Origin of the sequence: Photobacterium sp. 1_MG-2023, from assembly GCF_030547945.1 — a bacterium.
Taxonomy (GTDB): Bacteria; Pseudomonadota; Gammaproteobacteria; order Enterobacterales; family Vibrionaceae; genus Photobacterium.
The window spans coordinates 1-23,509 of sequence record NZ_JAUORR010000008.1 but is presented as its reverse complement, the minus strand read 5'-3'; the positions used below and the strand labels follow the sequence as shown (position 1 = coordinate 23,509).

Annotated in this window: 12 protein-coding genes, 1 tRNA gene, 1 rRNA gene and 1 riboswitch; of the genes, 5 read left to right on the top strand and 9 right to left on the bottom strand. The window is 53.3% G+C overall.

Features of this window, described 5'->3' with window-relative positions; genetic code table 11:
* The first annotated feature begins 8 nt into the window (after positions 1-8).
* Complete coding sequence (locus Q4579_RS09105) at positions 9-893, top strand: LysR family transcriptional regulator (protein WP_211646382.1); 885 nt, start codon at positions 9-11, stop codon at positions 891-893.
* Between the two features lie 51 nt (positions 894-944).
* On the opposite strand, the gene Q4579_RS09100 is transcribed toward Q4579_RS09105, so the two are convergent.
* The 4 genes from Q4579_RS09100 to Q4579_RS09085 all read right to left on the bottom strand — a co-directional run bounded on the left by Q4579_RS09100 (position 945) and on the right by Q4579_RS09085 (position 8,510).
* Positions 945-2,756, bottom strand: a complete 1,812-nt coding sequence (locus Q4579_RS09100) for a reverse transcriptase family protein (protein ID WP_303563398.1) — start codon at positions 2,754-2,756, stop codon at positions 945-947.
* Positions 2,757-3,134: 378 nt separating this feature from the next.
* Positions 3,135-4,775 (bottom strand): hypothetical protein, encoded by a 1,641-nt coding sequence (locus Q4579_RS09095; protein ID WP_303563397.1) that lies wholly within the window; start codon positions 4,773-4,775, stop codon positions 3,135-3,137.
* Between the two features lie 2 nt (positions 4,776-4,777).
* Positions 4,778-7,756 (bottom strand): hypothetical protein, encoded by a 2,979-nt coding sequence (locus Q4579_RS09090; protein WP_303563395.1) that lies wholly within the window; start codon positions 7,754-7,756, stop codon positions 4,778-4,780.
* Between the two features lie 211 nt (positions 7,757-7,967).
* Positions 7,968-8,510 (bottom strand): single-stranded DNA-binding protein, encoded by a 543-nt coding sequence (locus Q4579_RS09085; protein ID WP_303563394.1) that lies wholly within the window; start codon positions 8,508-8,510, stop codon positions 7,968-7,970.
* Positions 8,511-8,761: 251 nt separating this feature from the next.
* Here Q4579_RS09085 and uvrA point away from each other — a divergent pair, with 251 nt between their 5' ends.
* Both uvrA and Q4579_RS09075 read left to right on the top strand, forming a co-directional pair.
* Complete coding sequence (uvrA, locus tag Q4579_RS09080) at positions 8,762-11,611, top strand: excinuclease ABC subunit UvrA (protein ID WP_303563392.1); 2,850 nt, start codon at positions 8,762-8,764, stop codon at positions 11,609-11,611.
* A 70-nt stretch (positions 11,612-11,681) separates the two neighbouring features.
* Entirely contained in the window at positions 11,682-13,460 is a 1,779-nt protein-coding gene (locus Q4579_RS09075; RefSeq protein WP_303563390.1) for a PglL family O-oligosaccharyltransferase, read from the top strand.
* Between the two features lie 51 nt (positions 13,461-13,511).
* Here the strand turns inward: Q4579_RS09075 and Q4579_RS09070 are convergent, their stop codons facing one another.
* A complete protein-coding gene (locus tag Q4579_RS09070) occupies positions 13,512-14,639 on the bottom strand; it encodes an alanine--glyoxylate aminotransferase family protein (RefSeq protein ID WP_303563388.1) in 1,128 nt (375 codons plus the stop codon).
* Between the two features lie 250 nt (positions 14,640-14,889).
* Positions 14,890-15,071, top strand: a riboswitch (Lysine riboswitch).
* A 102-nt stretch (positions 15,072-15,173) separates the two neighbouring features.
* On the opposite strand from Q4579_RS09070, the gene lysC reads away from it, so the two are divergent.
* Entirely contained in the window at positions 15,174-16,553 is a 1,380-nt protein-coding gene (gene lysC / locus Q4579_RS09065; protein WP_303563385.1) for a lysine-sensitive aspartokinase 3, read from the top strand.
* A 101-nt stretch (positions 16,554-16,654) separates the two neighbouring features.
* Here lysC and metH read toward each other — a convergent pair whose 3' ends face one another.
* Positions 16,655-20,323, bottom strand: coding sequence for a methionine synthase (metH, locus tag Q4579_RS09060; protein WP_303563383.1), 3,669 nt, complete (start codon positions 20,321-20,323; stop codon positions 16,655-16,657).
* Between the two features lie 199 nt (positions 20,324-20,522).
* Here metH and Q4579_RS09055 point away from each other — a divergent pair, with 199 nt between their 5' ends.
* Positions 20,523-21,860 (top strand): sodium:proton antiporter, encoded by a 1,338-nt coding sequence (locus Q4579_RS09055; RefSeq protein ID WP_303563381.1) that lies wholly within the window; start codon positions 20,523-20,525, stop codon positions 21,858-21,860.
* 57 nt (positions 21,861-21,917) lie between these two features.
* On the opposite strand, the gene metA is transcribed toward Q4579_RS09055, so the two are convergent.
* The 3 genes from metA to Q4579_RS09040 all read right to left on the bottom strand — a co-directional run bounded on the left by metA (position 21,918) and on the right by Q4579_RS09040 (position 23,275).
* The gene (metA, locus tag Q4579_RS09050; RefSeq protein ID WP_303563379.1) at positions 21,918-22,862 is read right to left on the bottom strand and encodes a homoserine O-succinyltransferase; all 945 of its coding nucleotides are present in this window, start codon (positions 22,860-22,862) and stop codon (positions 21,918-21,920) included.
* A gap of 214 nt (positions 22,863-23,076) precedes the next feature.
* A 5S ribosomal RNA gene (rrf, locus tag Q4579_RS09045) occupies positions 23,077-23,192 on the bottom strand.
* A gap of 7 nt (positions 23,193-23,199) precedes the next feature.
* Positions 23,200-23,275, bottom strand: a tRNA-Thr gene (locus Q4579_RS09040).
* Positions 23,276-23,509: the final 234 nt, after the last annotated feature.

Genomic DNA, 23,509 nt, shown 5'->3' with positions numbered 1-23,509 from the left:
GGAGAAACATGGACTGGATCACCTGCACCAAAAGTTTTGTCACCGTTGTGGAACAGGGTTCACTGGCACAGGCCGCGAGCACCCTGAATACCTCCAGTTCCGCATTGTCGAAACGACTGTCATGGCTGGAAAAACAATTGGGGGTGCAATTACTCAAACGGACCACCCGAAATCTGACGGTCACGGATGCAGGGAAAGTTTTCTACCGGCGCAGTGTTCATCTGCTGGATGACTGGCAACAGATTCTGGCAGAAACCACCTCGACCTATGGCGAAGTCCGCGGTGTGCTGCGGATCGGTGCGCCTCTGGCAACCGGCAGCCGGGTACTGGTGCACTATCTGGATGAATTTCTGAAAACCTATCCCAATATTCAGGTCGAACTACATACGGTCACGCCCGGACAACTGCCGGATCTCAATCTGGACGTGTTTATCAGCCGGGAACTGACAGATTTCAATTCCACCAGCTATATCGCCACCCGACTCTTCAGTTTTCAGGCGGGATTTTATGCCGCACCCGGTTATCTGGAAGACTGGCCTTTGATTGAAAGTCCGGAGCAACTCACCCAGCACAATTGCCTGCTATTTGGCAGTCACGGTCATGAGCAGGAACATATCTTCGAAAATAACCGCCGGCTGCGACTGCGTGGAAATTTCACCACTCAGAACCCGGAAGCGTTAGTCGCTGCTGCCGTTGCGGGCATGGGATTGATTCTGGTCGGAGAAAATACGGTCAAACGGGAATTGAGTAATGGTTTGCTGGTACCGGTGTTACCTGAGCTGAAACAGCCGCTGAATGCGGCGTATGCTTATTACCCCAAGCTCAATTACAACCACACCAAAACCAAATTGTTCATTGATTTCATCAAGCAAAAAGCAGGTGCGACGGGTTGAAACAGCACCAGCCCGAGTCAGGCGCACGGGCTGGCTGAACCAATTCAAGCCTTAGCCAAAAAACAGCCAATAGAGGACATAGCCGAGACTCAGAACCCAGAGTTTGGTTTTCCAGGAAGCGGTCACAAACATCCAAAGCAGCGCAAAGGGCAGCGTGAGCATCATCATGACCCACATCATCGGGCTGAATGCCGTAGGATCCGTTTCGGAGTCCGTTTCTGATGTCGCCGCCGGGGTGACCGACTGAGCGGACAGGCTGTCTGCCTTGGCAGCCTGACGCTGTGCAGCCTTTTGCTGCTGCGTCAACGCCAGCTCCGGCGCCGGTTTTTCATTCGGCTGCCACCAGCGGGATCTCGGTGATTCTCCGCGAGCGACTTTTAACCTGAACAGTCGTTTGTTCAGTTCACCGATTTTGCCCTTCGGCACGCTGAATCCGTACTGACGCTTCAGACGCACCACCTGCTTTTGCAGTGGGATGCCTTTTTCCGGATTGACCATCGCAACGAAGTTGGCATACCCGGCCAGGCTCTGAAACAATTCGCCTTTGCCCCATTGCTTTCCGACCGGGCCATCGAGCTCAACCTGCCGCAGCACGGCCCGAAACTGTTTCAGCGTTTTTCGCTCGACTGACAGGCCATCATTGACCACAACGCCGGTCACTTCCTGACGCTGATGACGCCGCATCACCCGGGTTTTCTCCGGATGAACCACAAAGCCTTCATCCGCAACAATCTGTTTGCATCGCCAGAGTAATGACTGCACTTTGCTGACATTATCGCTGGAAAAGGTCAGATCATCGGCGTAACGGGTATAGGTGAATCCCAGCTTATCCGCCATGCCCTGTAAACGGGCATCCATTCGCCGGCACAGCAGATTACTGATTGCCGGACTGCAAGGCGATCCCTGTGGCAATACATGCTCACCCTGTGCGACATGCCAGATTTTGCCATCCATCTCGACAGCTTGCGTCACTGGCTTGGTGGCGATCAGTGCAAAGGTGGTTGCCAGTTCCTCGCTGTACCCCAACTGATGAAACATGCCTTTAACGCGCCGATAGGTAATGGTCGGGAAAAAATCTTTCAAATCCAGATTGATCACCACGGCTTTGCCCACATGGGGTCTGGCATTACTGACGATACTTCGCTCCGGCACAAAGCCATGCGCGGCGTCATGCACCGGGATTCGGGTGAGAACTGCATCCAGCAACCAATACTGAGCCCGTTTCATCCGAGGCATGGGCGCAGAAATGATCCGGGTACCGCCCGATTTTTTTGCGACTTCAAAATCCTGATAATGGCTGACCGGAGAAACCTCTTTGCGGTAACACAAAAAGCGCAGTTCCGACACCGGGATGGCCATACTGCCCGCCACCTCAGCCACCGACTGAAATTGCATCAGCTGATAGCGGGACAACCGCAACGGATCCGATGTTTTCCGTGCTAATCCACCGGAAACACTTTCTCCCAGGAAGGTAAATTCCTCTCTCTGGCGCTGGTACCAGGCCAGCGCCTTTTCAAACCGGGTTCGGTTTCGGGCAATCCGGGTTTGCTCCCGTTTTTCCAGCGCAGCCTTTTTACGGGCCTTGTGCATGGCGGCCAACGCCTTCTCCGGGTCGCTGTAGAGCCTGTCCAGTTGGGTCAGCGTCCGCAGCCGGGTTATCAGCGCTGTGCGTTTGGCCACAAAGCGTTCCGTCAGGCTGGGTTGATCTTCATCAGATTTCCAGAATCCAAGCCGGATCATTTCACGCAGGATATAGTCATCTTTGCTGGACTGACGAATCCGATCATAAATTTGCTGACGGGTCAGTTTCGGAGACGGATCCTGCACGGTCTCCGCCGATTGGTGCTTATTTGAATCAGACATGGCGGGATACCACTGGTCGCAACTGAACAGAAGCCCATGCAGTGAGGGGCTGAATAGAAAGTCGGAAGAGGGTTGGCAGCGCGGCCGCTTCCTTCGAAGAGTTCTCAGTACTGGTGCAATCAACTCGATGCCGCACGTTACCTATGTCGCTCGTTGACTTCTGCGAAGTCAAACCGCAATAGCGATATAGGTGACTGTGCGGCCCAGTTAAGATTGGGCCAGTGACGCGTGGGTAGTCTTTCCACCAGAATGGCGCTCCACCATTCGCGATGCAAGGTTCCGGAGCCACGCTGCCATAACACCGCATTGTATGCATCTGACATCGCAAGGCAACCGGCAACTGGGCATTCAGTGAGCCGGATTCAGGAAATCGGGTCATCACAGCGCCTCTCCGGCACAATGAAGCCGCAACGCCAGCATGTGCTCACAGGGCCCCTGACGCAATTGATGCTGGCGCGAGAAGGAACACTCACACTGCGCCTGAATCAGACGCTGATCCGAATCGATGGTCAGCTGGACCTGATGCTCCCGGCCATTGTCCATCACACTGCCCGACAACTCCGCTCCCCGATCGCCACGACGCATCGCTCCCGGCGACACCAAACGGGCCTGAACAAAGTTCGCCGCCTTTCGCTCTCTGTCGTTCCTGAAACGAACCGCTTCCAGATCAACCGGCGTGTTGTAGAGTTGACGGATCCGGTAAACGTCCATTTCGATGTCATAAAGCACCAGACCTAACTGACTGTACTGCGCCAGCGCCGATTTCACGACACTCAGATCCAGGTTGAGTTGAGCTGCCAGTCGCGGCGCGCTTTCCAGATGGCGGGCTGCCAGCAGGTCATACACCCGTTGACGGGTCAGCGCATCCACCGCTTCTCTCGGTGCCAGCAGATCAAAATTTCCGGATCTGGACCAGTCATTGGCACTCCAGCCAGACAGGCCCAGGGTGAACGACATTGGGCCGAGATGTGCCACATAAAACGAAGGGAAACCATCCCCCATCAGAAACACATCAAACGCGTCCGCTACCGGAAGCAGACGTTCAAGAATCAAGAGACGGCGCCGCCCCCAGATCCGGATCGTCTGCGGGGTTTCGCCCTGATAAATAGAGCGATCAAATTGCAGGACATCATTCCAGGGTTCCATGATCACACGAATGGGCTGTCCCGGTTGCAGAACAAACTTCATGGCCCGCGGTCCGATGTCTTCTTTTTTCCGCTTCAGGTGCAGACACAGGTTGTGAATATCCATCGGCTGCAAGCGCAGTTTCACCATCGGCAGAGTCATCGCTGAACTCACCTGCAAAAAACCCCGCACCCAGCTTTCAGGCAGATCGATCTTTTTCTCGTCAAAGCCGCCTCCGCCAGACGTCTGAATCTGAAACCCTTCCGGATCAATTTTCAGAAATGTGGTGCGGTAATCCCGGATCTTCTGAAACGCCTGATATAACCCCTGCGAATAATCAATATTTGTGGTGCCAAAGGCCTGATCAGTCACGTGTTCGAAAACATCATAACGACAACTCAATTTGCCGTAGCTGGATTCATCTTCCGAGAAGCACTCAAAAAACACCTGATCCGGGTGCACGGTGATCACCGGGTCCAGCACATACCAGGCATCCAGATCCTGCTTGTACAGGTAATTAAAATATTTTGCCTGCGCTTTGTAAAAAGGTCCCATCACCGCATCGGCCTGAGCCTTCATTGCTGCCAGCTCTTCCTGAACGGATTGACGCTCCTTTCGGTGACTCTCGGCGACTTCGCCGAATTCTGCCAACAGCCGCGATTCCTCGCCGGCCAGCCAGCGCTGATAGTCATCGCGGTTCTTGGGCTGGAATCGCATGTCCGAGATCACCACCTGATGCAGACAGGAAATCGCCTCCCGGAAACGTCGCTTGTCTTTCAGTTCCCCGACAAAGAATGTTGGCGGGCGGGACAAGTCCGGCGCAAAGGTCATTTCCGCATGCTGACGGCCAGAGCCCACCTGAGACTGGCGGGCATAACGATAAGTGACTTCCATGGTTACTCCTTGCGTTCAGCCGGCTGGCGAACCGGACGCATTCTGATTCGGGCGGGTAAATCCACCGCTTCGTGTGCTTGCGTTAAGTGCATCATGAGCTTGAGATAAGCTGCTTTGTCTTTGTGCACAGACGTCAGCGACAACCGTGTCAGCAACGCGCAGACCATATCGCGGATCTGAGGAGTGCTGGCTGCCTGTTCACTCAGGAACTGCAACACCCGGTCTTTGGCCTGACGACCTGTATTAACACGGGATAAAACAGACAGGAAATAGGGTCGGAGCGCCAGAATCATGGCTTCATTTCCTGCGGCATAGTCCGGCAGCAGCGCACTGACAAAGTCTTCCACCAGCGGCGACGGATGCTGGCTCAAATGCAGTAAATAATGCTGCCCGTCCGCAGCCTCAAAATAACGCTCGAGCAGGCCACGGCCAAACAACTGAACCTCTGTCTCGACGCTGTCGCACACCGCGATAATCTGTTCTGCCGGCCAGTCTTCCCGCTGCATCTGCTGTTCACAAAACGTAAAACCGAACGCTTGTGTATCCGCCCAGGCGCTTTCCAGAACTGGCAGTAACCCGTCGGGATGTGTTCGGAGCGCATCCGGATCGCGCTCAAAATAGGCCTGCGCCAGCGCCCTGAGCCCAGCCGTCGGACTCGACAGCAGGCGGAACCATTGGTCGCCGGACAGCGCACGGGCAGCCCCCGCTTCTAAATAGATGACGGCTTCAGACTGAACCAGCTCTGATCTCGCGGTTGCCAGCAACCAGAGTGCATCCTGATGATTTTGCTGAAGTGCCCGGTCAAACTGCTGTCGGAGAAATTCAGCCAGCTGCTGCTGGAGCCTCTGATCGAGTTTTCGGCGGTGCAGCAATTGCAGCACCTGTTCGAACAGATGTTCCCGTTGATTGGGACGCGATTGTATCGACACCGTCAGGACGGCCAGAATCGCTTCCTGCGCTGGCGGGGCGCTTTGCGTGAGTAATGCCAGTAATGTATCCAGCCGTGACGCCAAATCATCCGGGGTCAGTTTCTTGAGCAATACAATGCTGAACGCACGGATCTCTTCCGATGCCGCACTGTGAATGATGTCCAGAATATCAGGCCTGATGTCGCTGTAGCGGATCGGCATCACGTCCAGACATTTGCAACCCAGCCAGAGTTTTGCCGGACAACCGGACCGGAGCAAGGGCTCAATCTGTGCCAAGGTCAATCGTGCAAACGCACTGCCGCAAGTCTGTTGCAACCAGGCAAACACATCGGGTAAATGTTGGTGCTGACTCAGATCGGTGGCGATAAAACAGGACAGGCAATCATCCAGCAGGCGATTCTGATCGAGATAAGCCAATGCGGATCGGGCCGATTCACTGCTGAGCCAGTGATGGAATGGCGCACTGTTCACGCAGAGCAAAGATGCCAGCAATGGCGTGTCACTGCGCAAGTCGCGCTTCAGGCTCAGCTGCGCAAGCGCAAACTCATTCACCGCAGCCACATCGCTGCTCAGCAGTGTGAATAGCTCTTCACTCGTCAGCGGCTCACGCGCCACATCCACCGCCAGCCATTCCAGCGCAAACTGCTGCGCTGCGAAATACGGTTTGAGGGCCAGCGCAATCAGTGTGGCTCTGGGCAACGACTGACAAGCTTCGTGACTGTCAGACAAGGCACGGATCGCAAAATCTGAAACCGCCTCGCAGCGGCTATGCGTGGCAATGTTGACCAAAGATGACGGTGCCTGATCCCACAAATGCGGGAAAGCTTCGCCCCGTCCTGCAAACGAAACATCCGGGCATTCACGCCAGATCCCACGTGCATTTTTCTGATAACGGGGATCCTGCGTCCGGATGATGGCATTCAGAATCGGTGACTTCGCAACCGGCAAACCGTGTTCGGTATCGCAGTAACCCAGCAGCAGCGATTCAGCCATCACGGTATAATACGCGCTGCCCATAGCGCCCAGTTGCCTGAGTGTCCGCCAGCACCGGGTCATCAGGTAGTGGCGTGTTTTCTGAGAATAAGCCAACCGGGCTTTCTCAGATGCCAGTTCCTCCTGAACATGCATCCGGCCCGCTTCCGGGGTGTAATGATACTGCCAGTCCCGAATGAAAAACGCCTTTCTGTTTTCCACCCGAAGATTCAACACCGCGTAGAAATCAGCATCCAGCCGAAATTCACTCATTTTCAGCAGATAGCGCATCCCTTTGAATGCACCGGGACACAGTGGAATATCCGGCAGCAGCGCCAGCAGAGCCTGTCGCAGAGCCGGATCAAATAAAGCCTGCAGATACGCTTGTTTCAGCAAATCATTGATCGGCTGCTCGGCAGCCGCAGACCGCGACAATGCGCAAAAAGCGCGGACCTCCTCACGGAGCAAATCCGGCTCAAGCCGTTCGCTCTGCCCCGTGATGGCCAGATAACTCTGTTCTCGCGCTTCAGGTTCCGTCAGGCTGAGGATCACTTCCAGCGCCAGCCCGGCCAGTACCGGATGACTGTGCCGCAGATAAGGCCGGATCATGGCGATATTCTGGGATGAGCCAATTCGGCCCAGCGTCCATAAAAGACTGTAATCGTGGCGCCACACATCATGGCCCAGATAACCGGCAACCATGAATGCCATATCCGGATCTTTCTCCGGCGGCAGACGCCAGATTTGCCGGGCCCTGTGCGCCGGATTTTTCTCCAGCATAATCCGTCGCCCCAGATTCACTGGCCTGTGCTCAGTCGCACGGGCTGTCCGATCCGGCACCACATTCCCCTGATTCACTTTCGCAACCACCACAGAATCAAACACTTTTTCGGCCCGTGCCAAATCAACAGGTTCCTGTGTTTTCTGGGTTTCTTTCAGGATAGCGCCACGGTAATAGCGACGAACCACCACGGTGTATCTGGCGGCCTGATCACGCTGCAACTCAAACAAGGCGACTTCATCATGCTGTTCTGAAGTCGCATCCTGCGCGCGTAACTGTGTTTTTCTGACGAGTTTCATGTTCCGTCTCAAGACTACCTGCAACTCGTTGACTTTATCACAGCCCTAAACACTTACTTGGCTGTATCACACCGACTTCACGAGAACATCACAGTTTTGTCACCGCCAGCCATACCAACTGCATCGGCTGTTCCTGTAACAACACCAGAAAACAAAAAGCCCCTGAATCATCAGAGGCTTCTTCGCAAATACAATCAGTCGATTGTCTGGATCAGAACGGGATATCGTCGTCAAAATCCATTGGCGGCTCATTGTACTGCGGCTGAGACTGCTGAGGTGCAGACTGCTGCTGAGGCACGTAGTTTTGCTGCTGTTTCGGTTGCTGCTGTTGTGGTTGCTGTGGTTGTCCCCAGCCACCCTGCTGCTGCTGACCGCCCATTGGCGCGCCCTGGCCGCCGCCCTGACGACCACCCAGCATTTGCATCACACCGTTGAAGCCCTGAACAACCACTTCGGTCGTAAAGCGATCCTGACCGTTTTGATCCTGCCACTTACGGGTTTGCAGCTGACCTTCAATGTAAACCTGAGACCCTTTACGCAGGTACTCACCAGCCACTTCAGCCAGCTTGCCGAACAGCGCCACACGGTGCCATTCTGTCTTTTCACGCTGTTCGCCGGTGGCTTTATCACGCCAGCTGTCAGAAGTCGCGATGGTGATATTTGCGACTGCACCGCCGTTCGGCATATAACGGATTTCAGGATCTTGTCCTAAGTTACCCACCAGGATCACTTTATTTACGCCACGACTGGCCATAGTTCACTCCAGGTTTTCGCTGTTGAGGCTGCCAATCCTGACACCCTTCTCTGATTCAAAGTTTATACTTAATCGCCAAGTTTAACATGGCGCGCCCCCACAGGCATAGGGTAACATCACGCTTCCCACCGCCTGACCGGTCGCACAAAAGACGATCAAAGCACTGTGTTTTTATACAGTCAAGTCTTTTAAGGCCCTCAGGGCTATGCAATAATGCAAATCTATTTATTCAAGCGCTGATAACTGCAATTATGGATAAGATCGAAGTCAGGGGTGCGCGCACCCACAATCTCAAAAATATTAACCTGACGATCCCCCGGGATAAGCTCATCGTGATCACCGGCCTGTCGGGTTCGGGCAAATCATCTCTGGCATTCGATACCCTGTATGCCGAAGGTCAGCGCCGCTATGTTGAATCTCTGTCGGCTTATGCCCGCCAGTTTCTGTCTCTGATGGAAAAACCGGATGTCGACCACATTGAAGGTCTGTCTCCGGCGATCTCCATCGAGCAGAAATCAACCTCGCACAACCCGCGCTCGACCGTGGGGACCATCACAGAAATCTACGACTACCTTCGTTTGCTCTTTGCCCGTGTCGGGGAGCCGCGCTGTCCGACACACGATGTCCCACTCGCGGCACAGACGATCAGCCAGATGGTCGACAAAGTGCTGACCCTAGCGGAAGGCAGTAAGCTGATGCTGCTCGCACCGATCGTTAAAGAACGGAAAGGCGAGCACCTGAAAACCCTAGCCAACCTGGCGGCACAGGGCTATATCCGTGCCCGGATCGATGGTGAAGTCTGCGATCTGTCCGATCCACCAACGCTGGAATTACACAAAAAACACACCATTGAAGTTGTGGTGGATCGATTTAAAGTCCGGGATGATCTGCAGCAGCGTCTGGCCGAGTCTTTCGAAACAGCGCTGGAGCTGTCCGGCGGTACTGTCGTTGTCAGCCCGATGGATGAAGGCGACATGGAGGAGCTGATTTTCTCAGCCAACTTTGCCTGTCCTCACTGCGGCTACAGTATGCGTGAACTGGAACCGCGCCTGTTCTCGTTCAATAACCCGGCCGGTGCCTGCGGGACCTGCGATGGCCTCGGTGTTCAGCAATACTTTGATCCTTCCCGTGTCGTCCAGAATGATGAGCTCAGCCTGTCTGGCGGTGCCATTCGCGGCTGGGACAAACGCAATTACTACTATTTTCAGATGCTGAGTTCACTGGCTGAACATTACGGTTTTGATGTCGAAGCTCCGTTTGGCGATCTCTCCCTGAAAATCCAGAAAGTCCTGTTGCAAGGTTCAGGCACCACGAATATTGAGTTCAAGTACATCAATGATCGCGGCGATGTCACGGTCCGGCGTCATCCGTTTGAGGGGATCCTCAACAATATGGAACGCCGTTATCGTGAAACAGAATCCAATGCGGTTCGGGAAGATCTGGCCAAGTATATTTCTACCAAGCCGTGTGCCAGTTGTCAGGGTTCCCGTCTGCGCGAAGAAGCACGCCATGTCTTTATCGACAGCACCAACCTGCCAGTGGTCAGTGAGATGAGCATCAGTCAGGCGCTTCATTTCTTTACTGAGCTGAAGCTGGAAGGCCAGCGCGCGCAGATTGCAGATAAGATCCTCAAAGAAATCAACGACCGTCTGACCTTCCTGGTCAACGTCGGTCTGAATTACCTCAACCTGTCGCGCAGTGCAGAAACGCTCTCCGGTGGTGAAGCACAGCGGATCCGTCTGGCCAGCCAGATTGGCGCCGGTCTCGTCGGGGTCATGTATGTGCTGGATGAGCCTTCCATTGGCCTTCACCAGCGCGATAATGAACGCCTGCTCAATACCCTGACCCGGCTTCGGGATCTGGGCAATACCGTGCTGGTTGTCGAGCACGACGAAGATGCGATTCGCAGCGCTGATTACATCATCGATATCGGCCCGGGTGCCGGCGTGCACGGCGGACAGGTGATTGCCGAAGGATCGCTCGACGATATTCTCCGATCACCGGATTCGCTGACAGGCCACTATCTGAGCGGCAAAATGCAGATTGAAGTCCCGGCAGAACGGATCGCCATGGATCCGAAGAAAGTCGTTCATCTGAAAGGAGCCAGTGGCAACAACCTGAAACAAGTGGATGTGTCGATCCCTGTGGGTCTGCTGACCTGCGTCACCGGGGTGTCCGGATCCGGTAAATCCACACTGATCAACGATACCTTCTTCAAAATTGCCCATCATGCACTAAACGGCGCCACCACCGGCCAGCCTGCGCCATATGATGACATTCAGGGCCTGGATCATTTCGACAAAGTCATTGATATCGACCAGAGCCCAATTGGCCGGACACCACGTTCAAACCCGGCCACGTATACCGGTATTTTCACCCCAATCCGCGAACTCTTCTCCGGCACACAGGAATCCCGCTCCCGGGGTTATAAACCGGGCCGGTTCAGCTTTAATGTCAAAGGCGGCCGCTGCGAAGCCTGTCAGGGCGATGGGGTAATTAAAGTGGAAATGCACTTCCTGCCGGACGTGTATGTGCCTTGTGACAGCTGTAAAGGGAAGCGCTACAACCGCGAGACTCTGGAAGTGAAATACAAAGGCAAAAGCATCGATGAAGTGCTGGACATGACCGTTGAGGACGCCCGGACATTCTTTGATCCTGTGCCCGCAATCGCAAGAAAACTGCAAACCCTGATGGATGTCGGCTTATCCTATATCCGACTGGGTCAGGCGGCGACGACGTTGTCCGGCGGTGAAGCCCAGCGGGTGAAACTGGCGCGGGAACTGTCCAAGCGTGATACCGGCAAAACGCTGTATATCCTGGATGAACCAACCACAGGGTTGCACTTCCACGATATCCAGCAGCTTCTCAGCGTACTGCACCGACTGCGGGATCACGGCAATACCATCGTCGTGATCGAGCATAATCTGGATGTCATCAAAACGGCAGACTGGATCATTGATCTGGGGCCGGAAGGTGGCAGTGGCGGCGGTGAAATTATCGCGACCGGTACACCAGAGCAAGTTGCTGAAGTCGCGGGATCGCATACCGCCCGTTTCCTCAAACCACTGCTGCCCGCGTTGTCCGCGGCACAGCAGGCATAATAATAACCTTGTTGGTCAGGCTGTGCGCTCAGCCTGACTGAACTGTTGATTAGCCGAGGGATCGGACAACGTGACTGTTATTCTTTTACGGGGCACCCGACTGGCCGCTGCAACGATAAGCAAGCCGCTGACTCGGCCTTTCTTGCTGACGCTGACATTTCTGTTTTTGCTGAACATGCATTATTTTCAGCACAATCAGGGCGGTTCAGGGCTGATGTTGCCGTTCAATGTCAGCAGCTGGATCCCGTTCAGCTTCGCAATTGCTATCGGCCTGCTGGAAGTCAGCCGACAAAAAATACTGCGTTATTCCCGGCTGACGCTGGTTTTCTTTCTGTGCTGTGTGATGCTCACGCTGCCCGTTTTCTATCCCGAAGCCTCCCCCGCAGGGGCCGCGAACCGGCTCTTCGCACTCTGGGCAGGATGGCTGTTTTTTGTTGCCCTGCAGCAGTTTGCTTTCAGCCAGAAACAACGTCAGCAGATTCTGTGGCTGATTCTGAAAGCCGTCTGGCTGCAGACGGCGCTGGCCTGGTACATGTTCATCTGGATCAGCCCGGAAAACGGAATTGGCTACGATACGGTGGTCAATCGGCCTTACGGTATTTTTCAGCAGCCCAATGTGATGGCCAGCTTTCTGGCAACCGGTCTGGTGCTTTCAGCCTATCTGATGGCACGCCAGCCAATGATTCAGGGGCGCTGGGCCTTTCCGCATCTGGGGTTACTCTTCACGCCCGTGGCCGTGATCCCCATGCTCGTCGTCCTGAGCTCACGCACCGGCTGGATCGCCGCCGTGATTGGCACATTACTCATTCTGCCCTATCTCCTGCAATTTGCCGCCCGTGTGCAGTGGCGCCTGTGGCTGCTGATGGTCGCTTTAGGACTCAGTCTGGCCTGGAACCTGACCGATATGCTGTCCTGGGCCCCGCAACCGGGCAGGGTCTCGCTGGAAAGTGCGCGCGCCATCATCTACCCGCAAGTGACAGAAATGTTCCAGCATGCACCAATGCGGGGCGTGGGTTACGGTAATTTTGAAGCTGCTTATATGCTGCAAACCGCTCAATGGCATCAGGCCGATCCGTCTCAGCCCTATGGGTTACCTGGCTTGGATCATCCCCATAATGAGCTGCTGTTCTGGGCCAGTGAAGGCGGTATTCTTCCCCTGCTGGGGCTTCTGCTTGCTGCCACTGCGGTTCTGGCAAAGATCCGGCGAGCGCCGGCGAACACTCAGCTGGCACTGGTCGCACTGATTTTCCCAATCACTTTGCATACTCAGCTTGAATACCCGTTTTATCACTCACTGGCCCACTGGGTCATTTTCATTGTCCTGCTGTACTGGATTGATGCACTGAGTGCCAAATATTTCAAACAGTCGCTGCGGTTTCACAAACCCTTTCGATTCAGTGCCATCCTGTTGCCCGCAGGTGTCAGTGCCTTCATGCTGACAACCCTGTACTCAGGGGCCATGCTCACCCGTTTCGAAACAACCGTTCCGCCGGATCAGACGGCTTTAGAAAAAGTGAATAATACCTGGAGCTGGCAACACAGGTATGAATGGGATCTGTACCAGAGCCAGCTGAAAAACGGGATTGCACAGAATCATCCAGAGCAGATCCAAAGCTTTATTCGCTGGGCAGCTCAAAAAGCACAGGAGATTCCCAGACCCATCCTGTATCAGTTTCTGATCATTGCCCATCAGGCGTTAGGGCAAGCCAGCATGGCAGCGCATGTCAGAGAAGAAGCCATGTTCCTGTTCCCCGGACAGGATTTCAGTGATGCTGCCCTGCCCGTCCTGAAAGTGCCCACCTTACCGGCGGCTGAGCCCGATTTGGCAGCGGTAGCGCAGCCAGAATAAACCGGAAACAAAAACGGCTGCCAAGGCAGCCGTTGTTTGACAGGCAAGCTGTTACTGCTTTGGCTGCAACACGTCTTCCAGTGCTTTCAGACACAGCGCAATATTTTCGAGACGGGCACCATAGCCCATCAGTCCAATACGCCACGCCTTACCGGCAAGCGCTCCCAAACCCGCGCCAATTTCAAGGTTGTATTTTTCCAGCAGTGTCTGACGAACCAAACCATCATCGACGCCCTCCGGAATATAGATCGCGTTCAACTGGGGTAAGCGACTCGCTTCATCCACCACAAACCGAATGCCCATGGCTTCCAGCCCTGCCTTCAGCGCCTGATGCATGTCGGCATGACGCTGCCACGCATTTTCCAGACCTTCATTTTGCAAGCGAACTAGCGCTTCGTGAAGTGCATACAAACTGTTAACCGGTGCGGTATGGTGATAGCTGCGTTTACCTTCACCACTCCAGTACGCCAGCACCAGGCTTTGATCCAGAAACCAACTCTGAATCGGCGTTTTGCGTTGCTGGATTTTTTCAATCGCACGTGGTGAGAAGGTCAGCGGCGACAGACCCGGCACACAGGACAAACATTTCTGGCTGCCGGAATACACAGCATCCAATTGCCATTCGTCAACTTTCAGCGGCACACCGCCCAGTGACGTCACTGCATCCACAATTGTCAGGCAACCGTGCGCACGCGCCAGCCTGGACAAGGTTTCAGCATCACTGAGTGCGCCGGTTGAGGTTTCCGCATGCACAAATGCCAGAATTTTCGCATCCGGATGCGCTTTCAGTGCCGCCTCAACCGCAGCAGGGTCAACCGGTTTACCCCAGTCTGTATCCACCAGCACCGCTTCACCACCGCAACGCACAACATTTTCGCGCATCCGCTCGCCAAAAACGCCATTTCGGCAAACAATAACTTTATCACCCGGCTCAACCAGGTTGACGAAACAGGCTTCCATTCCGGCGCTGCCCGGTGCCGAAACGGCAATCGTAAACGGGTTGGTGGTTTGAAATGCGTACTGAAGTAATTGTTTCAGCTCGTCCATCATCCCGACAAACAATGGGTCAAGATGGCCCAACGTCGGACGGCTGAGCGCCTGTAAGACCTGAGGATAAATATCCGACGGGCCGGGTCCCATCAGGGTGCGTTGTGGCGGGTAAAAACTCTGAACTGTCATGAGGTTTCTCCATCAAAATGCGCAGTAATCCTTTTTTATCAACGCATTCAAAGTTATTGGCAACGATAGTGTTTTGGCGCTATCCCCAAGGAGCATACCAGAATGCATCCGGACAGAAACCGAGCGTAGAAATTTATGCAAAGTCTGTAACAATCCCGACACAGAAAAATGCATTCAGGCATTGACAAAGCCCCCCGGCTCCTATTCAATAAGGGCAATTTTTGTTCACCCTGAAATCTCTTTTTCAGGTGAAAACGGAAGAGGCGCGTTATCCAGGTATCTATGCGGCGGGGCCCCACCCCAAAGCACCATAGAGAGGGGGAGCAACGCCGAGATACGGTAAGACAGGGGGCTTGCCGTATCGGCTTTGAAGGTTGAATCCTTCTGGCTGTCACCTGCAGCATCAAGCACAGGTGGAGAGCTTCTGGTCGCAGCTGTCTTTTCATGTCTCGCCGATAGGCTCTTCTGACATCAAGTCGGAAAGATTCCCCAAATTTTGCCCCATGTTTACGCTTTGTTAAGTGGGAGATCACATTGAGCCCTGTAATTTCTTCTTCAGCGTTGAACGCTGAAATCACTGTCGCAAAATTTGGCGGCACGAGTGTGGCTGATTTCATTGCAATGAGCCGTAGTGCCAAGATTGTCATTCAAAATCCAACAACCAAGCTGGTTTTGATCAGTGCCTGTTCCGGTGTGACCAATATTCTGGTCGAATTAGCCAACGGCGTTGCCGATGCTGAACACCGCACTAGCCTGATGGAGCGCCTGCGCGCCATTCACCAGAGCGTCTTGGCGGATTTACAGCAACCTGAAACCATTGAAAGCGCCGTCCACGCGCTGCTGGATCAGGTCGCAGCACTGGCGGATAAGGCTGCTGAGCATAAATCAGCAGAGCTGACCGATCAGCTGGTTGCGAATGGCGAACTGCTGTCGACCTATCTGTTTACACAAATTCTGTGCGAAATGGGTGCGGATGCCGTCCGTTACGATATTCGTGAAGTTCTGCGGACGGACAGCCGGTTTGGCAAAGCCAGCCCGGAACCCGAGATGATTCGCCAGTTGAGTGAAGAAAACCTGTTACCGCTGCTGCACAATCAAATTGTGGTCTCACAAGGCTTTATCGGCAGTGATGAGCTGGGCCGGACAACCACGCTGGGCCGTGGCGGCAGTGACTACAGTGCCGCACTGATGGCTGAAGCCATTGATGCAGGTACGCTGGAGATCTGGACTGATGTCCCGGGCATGTACACGACTGACCCGCGTATCGCGCCCAAAGCCACGCCAATCAAAGAAATCAGCTTCAGCGAAGCCTCTGAAATGGCAAACTTTGGTGCCAAGATTCTGCATCCATCGACGCTGATCCCAGCCGTTCGTCGCCAGATCCCCGTTTTTGTCGGCTCATCGAAAGCCCCGGAACAAGGTGGCACCTGGATCCGTAAAACAGTGAGTGATGCGCCCCTGTTTCGTGCGCTGGCACTGCGCAACAACCAGACCCTGATTACCCTGACCAGCCTGAACATGTTCCATGCCTACGGCTTTCTGGCTGAGGTCTTTCGGATTCTGGCGGAACACAAAGTATCGGTTGATCTGATTTCGACTTCTGAAGTCAGCGTGTCTCTGACCATGGATCAGACTGACACAGGCGGCGGCGCGCCAACGCTGCCTCCGGGAGCACATGCAGCGCTCAGCGAGCTGTGCCGTGTTGAGATAGAACAGGAGCTGTGCCTGATCTCTCTGATCGGAAACCGCATGAGTCAGACCGCAGGTTCAGTCAGCAAGGTGTTCAATACACTGGAAGAATATAAGCTGCGGATGATTTGCTACGGCGCCAGCCCACATAACCTGTGTTTCCTGGTCAAAACTGAGCACGCGCTACCGATTGCCCAGAATCTGCATCGCAAGATCTTTGAGTAATTCTCAGCACCACTGCGATCGAAAAAGGGCGCTTTCAGCGCCCTTTCTGATTTCCTAAACTGCCGCAAAACTTCCGATTCAAGAAGCCTTACCAACACAGTTTAAAGATTTGGCCCCAGCCATTTCTCGGCTTCCGTCTCATCCCAGCCTTTGCGCGCCGCATAACTCAGCATCTGATCGCGCTGAATCTGCGCCACGGCAAAATAGCGGGATTCCGGATGAGAGAAATACCAGCCTGAAACAGCCGCCCCGGGCCACATCGCAAAGCTTTCAGTCAGCTTCATTCCCGTATTGGTTTCTGCATCCAGCAGTGTCCAGATCTCGCCCTTTTCCGTATGCTCAGGACAAGCCGGATACCCCGGTGCCGGACGAATCCCCTGATACTTTTCACGGATCAGATCGTCATTGGCCAGGTTTTCATCCGGTGCATAGCCCCAAATTTCCTTACGAACCTGCTCGTGCATGCATTCCGCAAAGGCTTCAGCCAGACGATCAGCCACCGCCTGAATCATGATGGCATTGTAATCATCGCCCTTTGCCTTGAACTGCTCGGCAATCTCATACTCACCAATTCCGCCGGTTACGGCAAAGGCACCAATCCAGTCGGCTTTACCGCTGTCCTTCGGCGCAATGTAATCGGACAGACAGTAATTCGGCCCTTTGGTTTTTTCGGTTTGCTGACGCAGACCACGCAGTGTCGTGAACACTTCTGTCCGGGTTTCATCGGTATACACTTCAACGTCATCGCCAATATTGTTGGCGGGAAACAGACCGCATACCCCATTCGCCTTGATGCTGCCAGTTGCCTCAATCTCGTCCAGAAGCTGATTGGCATCATCAAATAAGCGCTGTGCTTCCTGACCCACCACCTCATGGCGCAGAATCGTCGGATACTTGCCACTCAGCGACCAGGTCATGAAGAATGGCGTCCAATCGATATAACGGCGCAGGGTTGCGATATCAAAATCTTTGAAAACATGGATGCCCGGTTTTTTTGGCACTGGGGGCGCGTACGCCTGCCAGTCGATAGCTACTTTATTTTCACGGGCCGCTTCCAGACTCACGGGCGCGCTGCGCGGACGCTTACGGGCATGCTGCTCACGAACCACCTCGTATTCCTGATCCAGACGTTCAACGAAGGCCGGTCGCTGCCTCTCGGACAAGAGTGCCGAACAGACCCCGACAGCACGCGAGGCATTTGAAACATAAACAACAGGGGCATGGTAGTTTTGCTCAATTTTGACGGCGGTATGGGCCTTGGAGGTTGTGGCCCCGCCAATCAGCAGAGGCAGATCAAAACCCTGCCGCTCCATTTCTTTGGCAACATGCACCATTTCATCCAGTGAAGGCGTGATCAGCCCGGAGAGGCCGATAATATCGACCTTCTCTTCTCTGGCCACTTTCAGGATTTTGTCGCACGGAACCATGACGCCGAGGTCAATGATTTCGAAGTTATTACATTGCAGAACGACACCGACAATATTCTTCCCGATATCATGAACATCCCCTTTCACCGTCGCGAGCAGGATCTTTCCGTTACTGCTGCCAGATTGCTTCTCGGCATTGATATAAGGTTCCAGGTAAGCCACTGCCTGTTTCATCACGCGGGCAGATTTCACCACCTGTGGCAGGAACATTTTCCCTTCACCGAAGAGGTCACCCACCACATTCATCCCCGCCATCAGCGGACCTTCAATCACTTCCAGCGGTTTGCTGGCGTTCTGGCGGGCTTCTTCCGTATCTTCGACAATGAACTCAGTGATCCCTTTCACCAATGCATGTGCCAGACGCTTCTCGACGGGCCAGCTTCGCCATTCTGCGGCAGTTTTATCTTCAACGGCTTCGCCGGTGCCCCGGTATTTTTCAGCCAGATCCAGCAGGCGCTCGGTCGAATCATCTCGTCGATTGAGCACCACATCTTCCACAGCCACCCGGAGCTCTTCCGGCAAATCATCGTAAATCGCCAGCTGACCGGCGTTCACGATGCCCATATCCATCCCATTCTTAAAGCAGTGATACAGGAACACAGCATGAATGGCTTCACGAACCGGCTCGTTTCCACGGAATGAGAACGACACGTTCGACACGCCCCCGGAGACCATGGCATGCGGCAACGTCCGCTTGATGTCACCAACCGCTTCAATAAAGTCCACCGCGTAGTTGTTGTGCTCCTCAATTCCGGTCGCGACTGCAAAGATATTCGGGTCAAAGATAATATCTTCCGGCGGGAAGCCGACCTCATCAACCAGGACGCGATAGGCTTTGGTACAGATCTCTATCTTCCGCTCCCGGGTATCTGCCTGGCCCACTTCATCGAAAGCCATCACAATCACCGCCGCACCATAACGACGGATCAGTTTGGCCTGCTCAACAAACTTCTCTTTGCCTTCTTTGAGTGAGATTGAGTTGACGATCGGTTTGCCCTGCACGCACTTCAGGCCGGCTTCCAGAATTTCCCACTTCGAGGAGTCGATCATGATCGGAACACGGGAAATCTCTGGCTCAGAGGCACACAAATTCAGAAAGCGCACCATGGCTGCTTCCGCATCCAGCATGCCCTCATCCATATTGATGTCGATGATCTGCGCACCGGCTTCAACCTGCTGACGGGCAACTTCCAGTGCTTCGTCGTACAATTCCTCTTTAATCAGACGACGAAAACGAGCCGAACCTGTCACATTAGTCCGCTCACCCACGTTCACAAACAAGGTGTCTTTTTCTATCGTCAGTGGTTCCAGACCAGATAAGCGGCAAGCCACAGTCAGTTCAGGAATTTGCCGGGGTTTGACGTTTGCAGTCACCCGCGCCATTTCACGGATATGCTCCGGCGTTGTGCCACAGCAGCCACCGACCAGATTCAGAAAACCCGATTCAGCCCACTCCCGGATATGCTCAGCCATCTCCGCGGCTTCAAGATCGTATTCACCAAACGCATTCGGCAGGCCTGCGTTGGGGTGCGCTGAAACGACACACTCAGAGATCCGGGACAGCTCCTCCACATACTGACGCAATTCATCCGGCCCCAATGCACAGTTCAGGCCAAAGGAGATCGGCTTCACGTGCCGCAGGGAGTTATAAAAGGCTTCCGTTGTCTGACCAGACAGTGTCCGGCCAGATGCATCAGTGATCGTACCGGAAATCATCACTGGCAAGGTTTGCCCAAGCTCTTCGAAGACAGTATCCACGGCAAATGCGCAGGCTTTGGCATTCAGGGTATCGAAAATTGTCTCGATCAGGATGAGGTCCGAACCACCCCGGATCAGGGCTCGGGTAGATTCGGCGTAAGCAGTCACTAACTGATCAAAGGTGACATTGCGGAAGCTGGGATCATTGACGTCTGGCGAAATAGAACAGGTCCGGTTGGTCGGACCAAGCACACCCGCCACAAAACGAGGTTTATCCGGTGTTTTTGCCGTCCACTCATCCGCAACCTGACGCGCCAGTCTGGCCGCTTCGAAATTAATCTCGGCACTCAGACATTCCATATCATAGTCGGCCATCGCAATGGTGGTGGCATTGAAAGTATTGGTTTCCAGGATATCGGCGCCTGCTTCCAGATAGGCTGCATGAATGTCCCGAATCAGTTGCGGTTGCGTCAGCACCAGCAGGTCATTATTGCCTTTCAGATCGGAATGCCAATCTGAAAAACGTTCCCCGCGATAATCCTCTTCTTCCAGCTTATAGCTCTGGATCATGGTGCCCATGCCACCATCGATGATCAGGATCTGTTCTTTCAACCGCTGTTGTATTCTATCCGTTCCCTTCGACACTGCTTACTTCCTTACACTTAAACTTATCAGCTGTTCACATCCTATCACAGCCTGATTGGAAATCTAGACGTCTATACATCGTTTGCGAAAACTAATTCTTCAAGGATAAGCTCAAAGTTTTTATGGCTATCCCGGGCTTGAGCATTTATATTTTGTCACAATTTTTGCTTTACACTATTTCAACAGATGAGGACCAAGGATGTCGGTATACAGTACCCTCTGTTTTCTCGCCGCAGCTGCGATGGTTATTGCCTTTATTAACCACAAAATAGGCAAGATGCAAACCACAATTGCCATCACTGCAGGTGCCATTGTTTTATCACTCGGGATTGTGATCGCAGGCCACAATGGCTGGTTTCATCTGGAAGAAATTGCTGCTGAACAACTGGGACAAATCGACTTCGAGAGCTTTCTGCTGAAAGGGATCCTTGGCTTTCTGCTGTTTGCCGGGGGATTGGGGATCAAACTGCCGCATCTTGAAGATCAGAAATGGGAAATTGCAATTCTGGCCTTGGGAGCCACCCTCTTTTCGACGTTCTTTATCGGGGGCGCGCTATGGTGGATTTGTCAGACGCTGGGCATCCAGTTTGACCTGATCTACTGTCTGCTGTTTGGGGCACTGATTTCACCAACGGACCCGATCGCCGTCCTAGCGATTGTGAAAAAGTTACACGCCCCCCGCCGTATTTCAACCCAGATTGAGGGCGAGTCACTGTTCAATGATGGCTTCGGTCTGGTCATTTTTGTCACACTCTTCACCATTGCGTTTGGTGATGAAGCGCCAACCATTCTGGGCGTCGGTCATCTGTTCCTGCAGGAAGCCATCGGTGGCATTACTTACGGTTTCGTACTGGGTCTGCTGTTCCACTATTTGATTAGTTCCACCGATGATCACTCCATGGAACTGCTGCTGACACTGGGCATCCCAACGGCAGGATATGCGTTTGCAGATATTATTCATGTCTCTGGGCCACTTGCGATGGTGGTGTCTGGCATTATGATCGGGAACTGGACCCGCTATATTGGTTTCTCCAAAGAAAGTGAAGACCACCTGGATCACTTCTGGGAGCTTGTTGACGAGTTCCTCAACGGTGTCCTGTTCCTGCTGATCGGAATGAGTATGCTGTCGTTCAGTTTTCACGAAGAGGACTGGACGCTGATGGTCATCGCAGTACCGCTGGTGCTGTTGGCGCGTTTCCTGAGCGTCAAACTGTCTTACATCGGCTTTAAACGGTTCCGGAAATACAACCCGGAATCGGTGAAGATCCTCACCTGGGGTGGCTTGCGTGGTGGTCTGGCTCTCGCGATGGCCATGGCGATTCCGGCGGGCGTCATTGTGATCCCGGAGAAAAACATCGACGTAAAAGAGCTGATTCTGGTCATGACATACTCCGTGGTGGTGTTCTCTATCCTGATCCAGGGTTCGACAATTACGCCAATGATAGAGAAAGCCAAAGCATGGGAAGCCAAACACAATCAAAAAGAAGCTGACAGTATACAAGCCAGCAATCAGACCGAGACTGACCCGAGGTCCTGAAATCTCCCAAATAAAAAAGACCTGCAATGTGCAGGTCTTTTTTATTTCTCGTAAATATCAATCATCATCTTTGGTAAATTTGTCTTCCGAGAAGTGGTCCAAATCATAAGGCGTTTGCTGATAAACACAGTAGTTCAACCAATTTGAAAATAACAGATGACCATGACTGCGCCAGCTTGCTGAAGGTTCATGATCCGGATTGTCATCACGATAGTAGTTAACCGGAATGTTCGGCTCCATTCCTTCCCCTAAGTCACGCATGTATTCATGATGCAGTGTCTTGGCATCATATTCCGGATGCCCCGTCACGAAGACGCTTCGCTTATCTTTGGTCGTCGCCAGATAAACTCCGGCTTGCTCCGATGTCGCCAGAATATCCAGATCGGTATGCTGGGTCAGAAAATCTGCAGAGAAATCTGCATATCTTGAATGCGGCGCCAGGAAAGTATCATCAAATCCACGCAGCAGCGGATGATGTGGATGGTGCGTGGTATGTGTATAGATACCCGATAGTTTGTCTTTCCGGGTCCGCTTTGGCAGGTCATACATTAACTTCAACCCTGCCTGCGCCGCCCAGCAAACATACATGGTCGACGTGACATGTCCTTTGGCCCAATTCAAAATGGCCTGAATTTCCTCCCAGTAAAGCACATCCTCAAACTGAACCAGACCAAGTGGCGCTCCCGTGACAATCAGTCCGTCGAAATTACGGTTCTTCACCATCTCAAACTGGCGATAAAAGGTATCCAAGTGCTCAGTCGGTGTATTTTTGGTTGGCCGATTATCAATACGAAGCAACTCGACATCAACCTGCAGGGGGCTATTCGACAACAAACGAAGAAATTGAGTTTCAGTTTCAATTTTCTTCGGCATCAAATTCAGCAGCAACACCTTCAGCGGACGAATTTCCTGACTGGCAGCCCGTTTTTCGGACATCACAAAGATATTTTCACCACGTAAAATATCAGTTGCCGGTAATTGATCAGGAATTTTGATGGGCATATTCTCACTCCGCTAAGATGTTTAGACGTCCAGATACCCAAAAGTTATAGAAAATCACGCATGACTGCAAGCAATACCGCATTAAAAGAATTATAGATAAGCGTACTAATATTGAAAAAAACTAATAGAAAGAGAGTGTTCAATTGAAGTCGTGAGGGGTTAAAGAATCGCAGATATGAAAAAACCCAGCCGAAGGCTGGGTTTAAAAGAGGGTGTTTAGCGATGTCCTACTCTCACATGGGGAGACCCCACACTACCATCGGCGCTGCTGCGTTTCACGTCTGAGTTCGGCATGGGATCAGGTGGTTCCACAGCGCTATGGTCGCTAAACAAATTGTGGTGCTAGTACCCAGATTTGAACTGGGGGCCTCACCCTTACCAAGGGTGCGCTCTACCAACTGAGCTATACCAGCAAAATCTATCTAAACAAAGTCTTACATTTCACTGCTTTGTTTCGGTCATCTTGCGTGATGCGATGCAAATTTCGAACTGAGACGCGCAGCGTACTGGAGTACGTGAGCATCACAAGTCCCGGAAGATGCGAGCTATCACCCAAGATGGGTAAACAAACCTGGCGATGTCCTACTCTCACATGGGGAGACCCCACACTACCATCGGCGCTGCTGCGTTTCACGTCTGAGTTCGGC

Bases quoted from the DNA above. Each gene is read 5' to 3' on its own strand.
- Q4579_RS09070 (WP_303563388.1), bottom strand. From the start codon at position 14,639: ATGACAGTTCAGAGTTTTTACCCGCCACAACGCACCCTGATGGGACCC.
- Q4579_RS09105 (WP_211646382.1), top strand. From the start codon at position 9: ATGGACTGGATCACCTGCACCAAAAGTTTTGTCACCGTTGTGGAACAG.
- Q4579_RS09100 (WP_303563398.1), bottom strand. From the start codon at position 2,756: ATGTCTGATTCAAATAAGCACCAATCGGCGGAGACCGTGCAGGATCCG.
- Q4579_RS09090 (WP_303563395.1), bottom strand. From the start codon at position 7,756: ATGAAACTCGTCAGAAAAACACAGTTACGCGCGCAGGATGCGACTTCA.
- Q4579_RS09085 (WP_303563394.1), bottom strand. From the start codon at position 8,510: ATGGCCAGTCGTGGCGTAAATAAAGTGATCCTGGTGGGTAACTTAGGA.
- metA (WP_303563379.1), bottom strand. From the start codon at position 22,862: ATGCCCATCAAAATTCCTGATCAATTACCGGCAACTGATATTTTACGT.
- Q4579_RS09095 (WP_303563397.1), bottom strand. From the start codon at position 4,775: ATGGAAGTCACTTATCGTTATGCCCGCCAGTCTCAGGTGGGCTCTGGC.
- uvrA (WP_303563392.1), top strand. From the start codon at position 8,762: ATGGATAAGATCGAAGTCAGGGGTGCGCGCACCCACAATCTCAAAAAT.
- Q4579_RS09055 (WP_303563381.1), top strand. From the start codon at position 20,523: ATGTCGGTATACAGTACCCTCTGTTTTCTCGCCGCAGCTGCGATGGTT.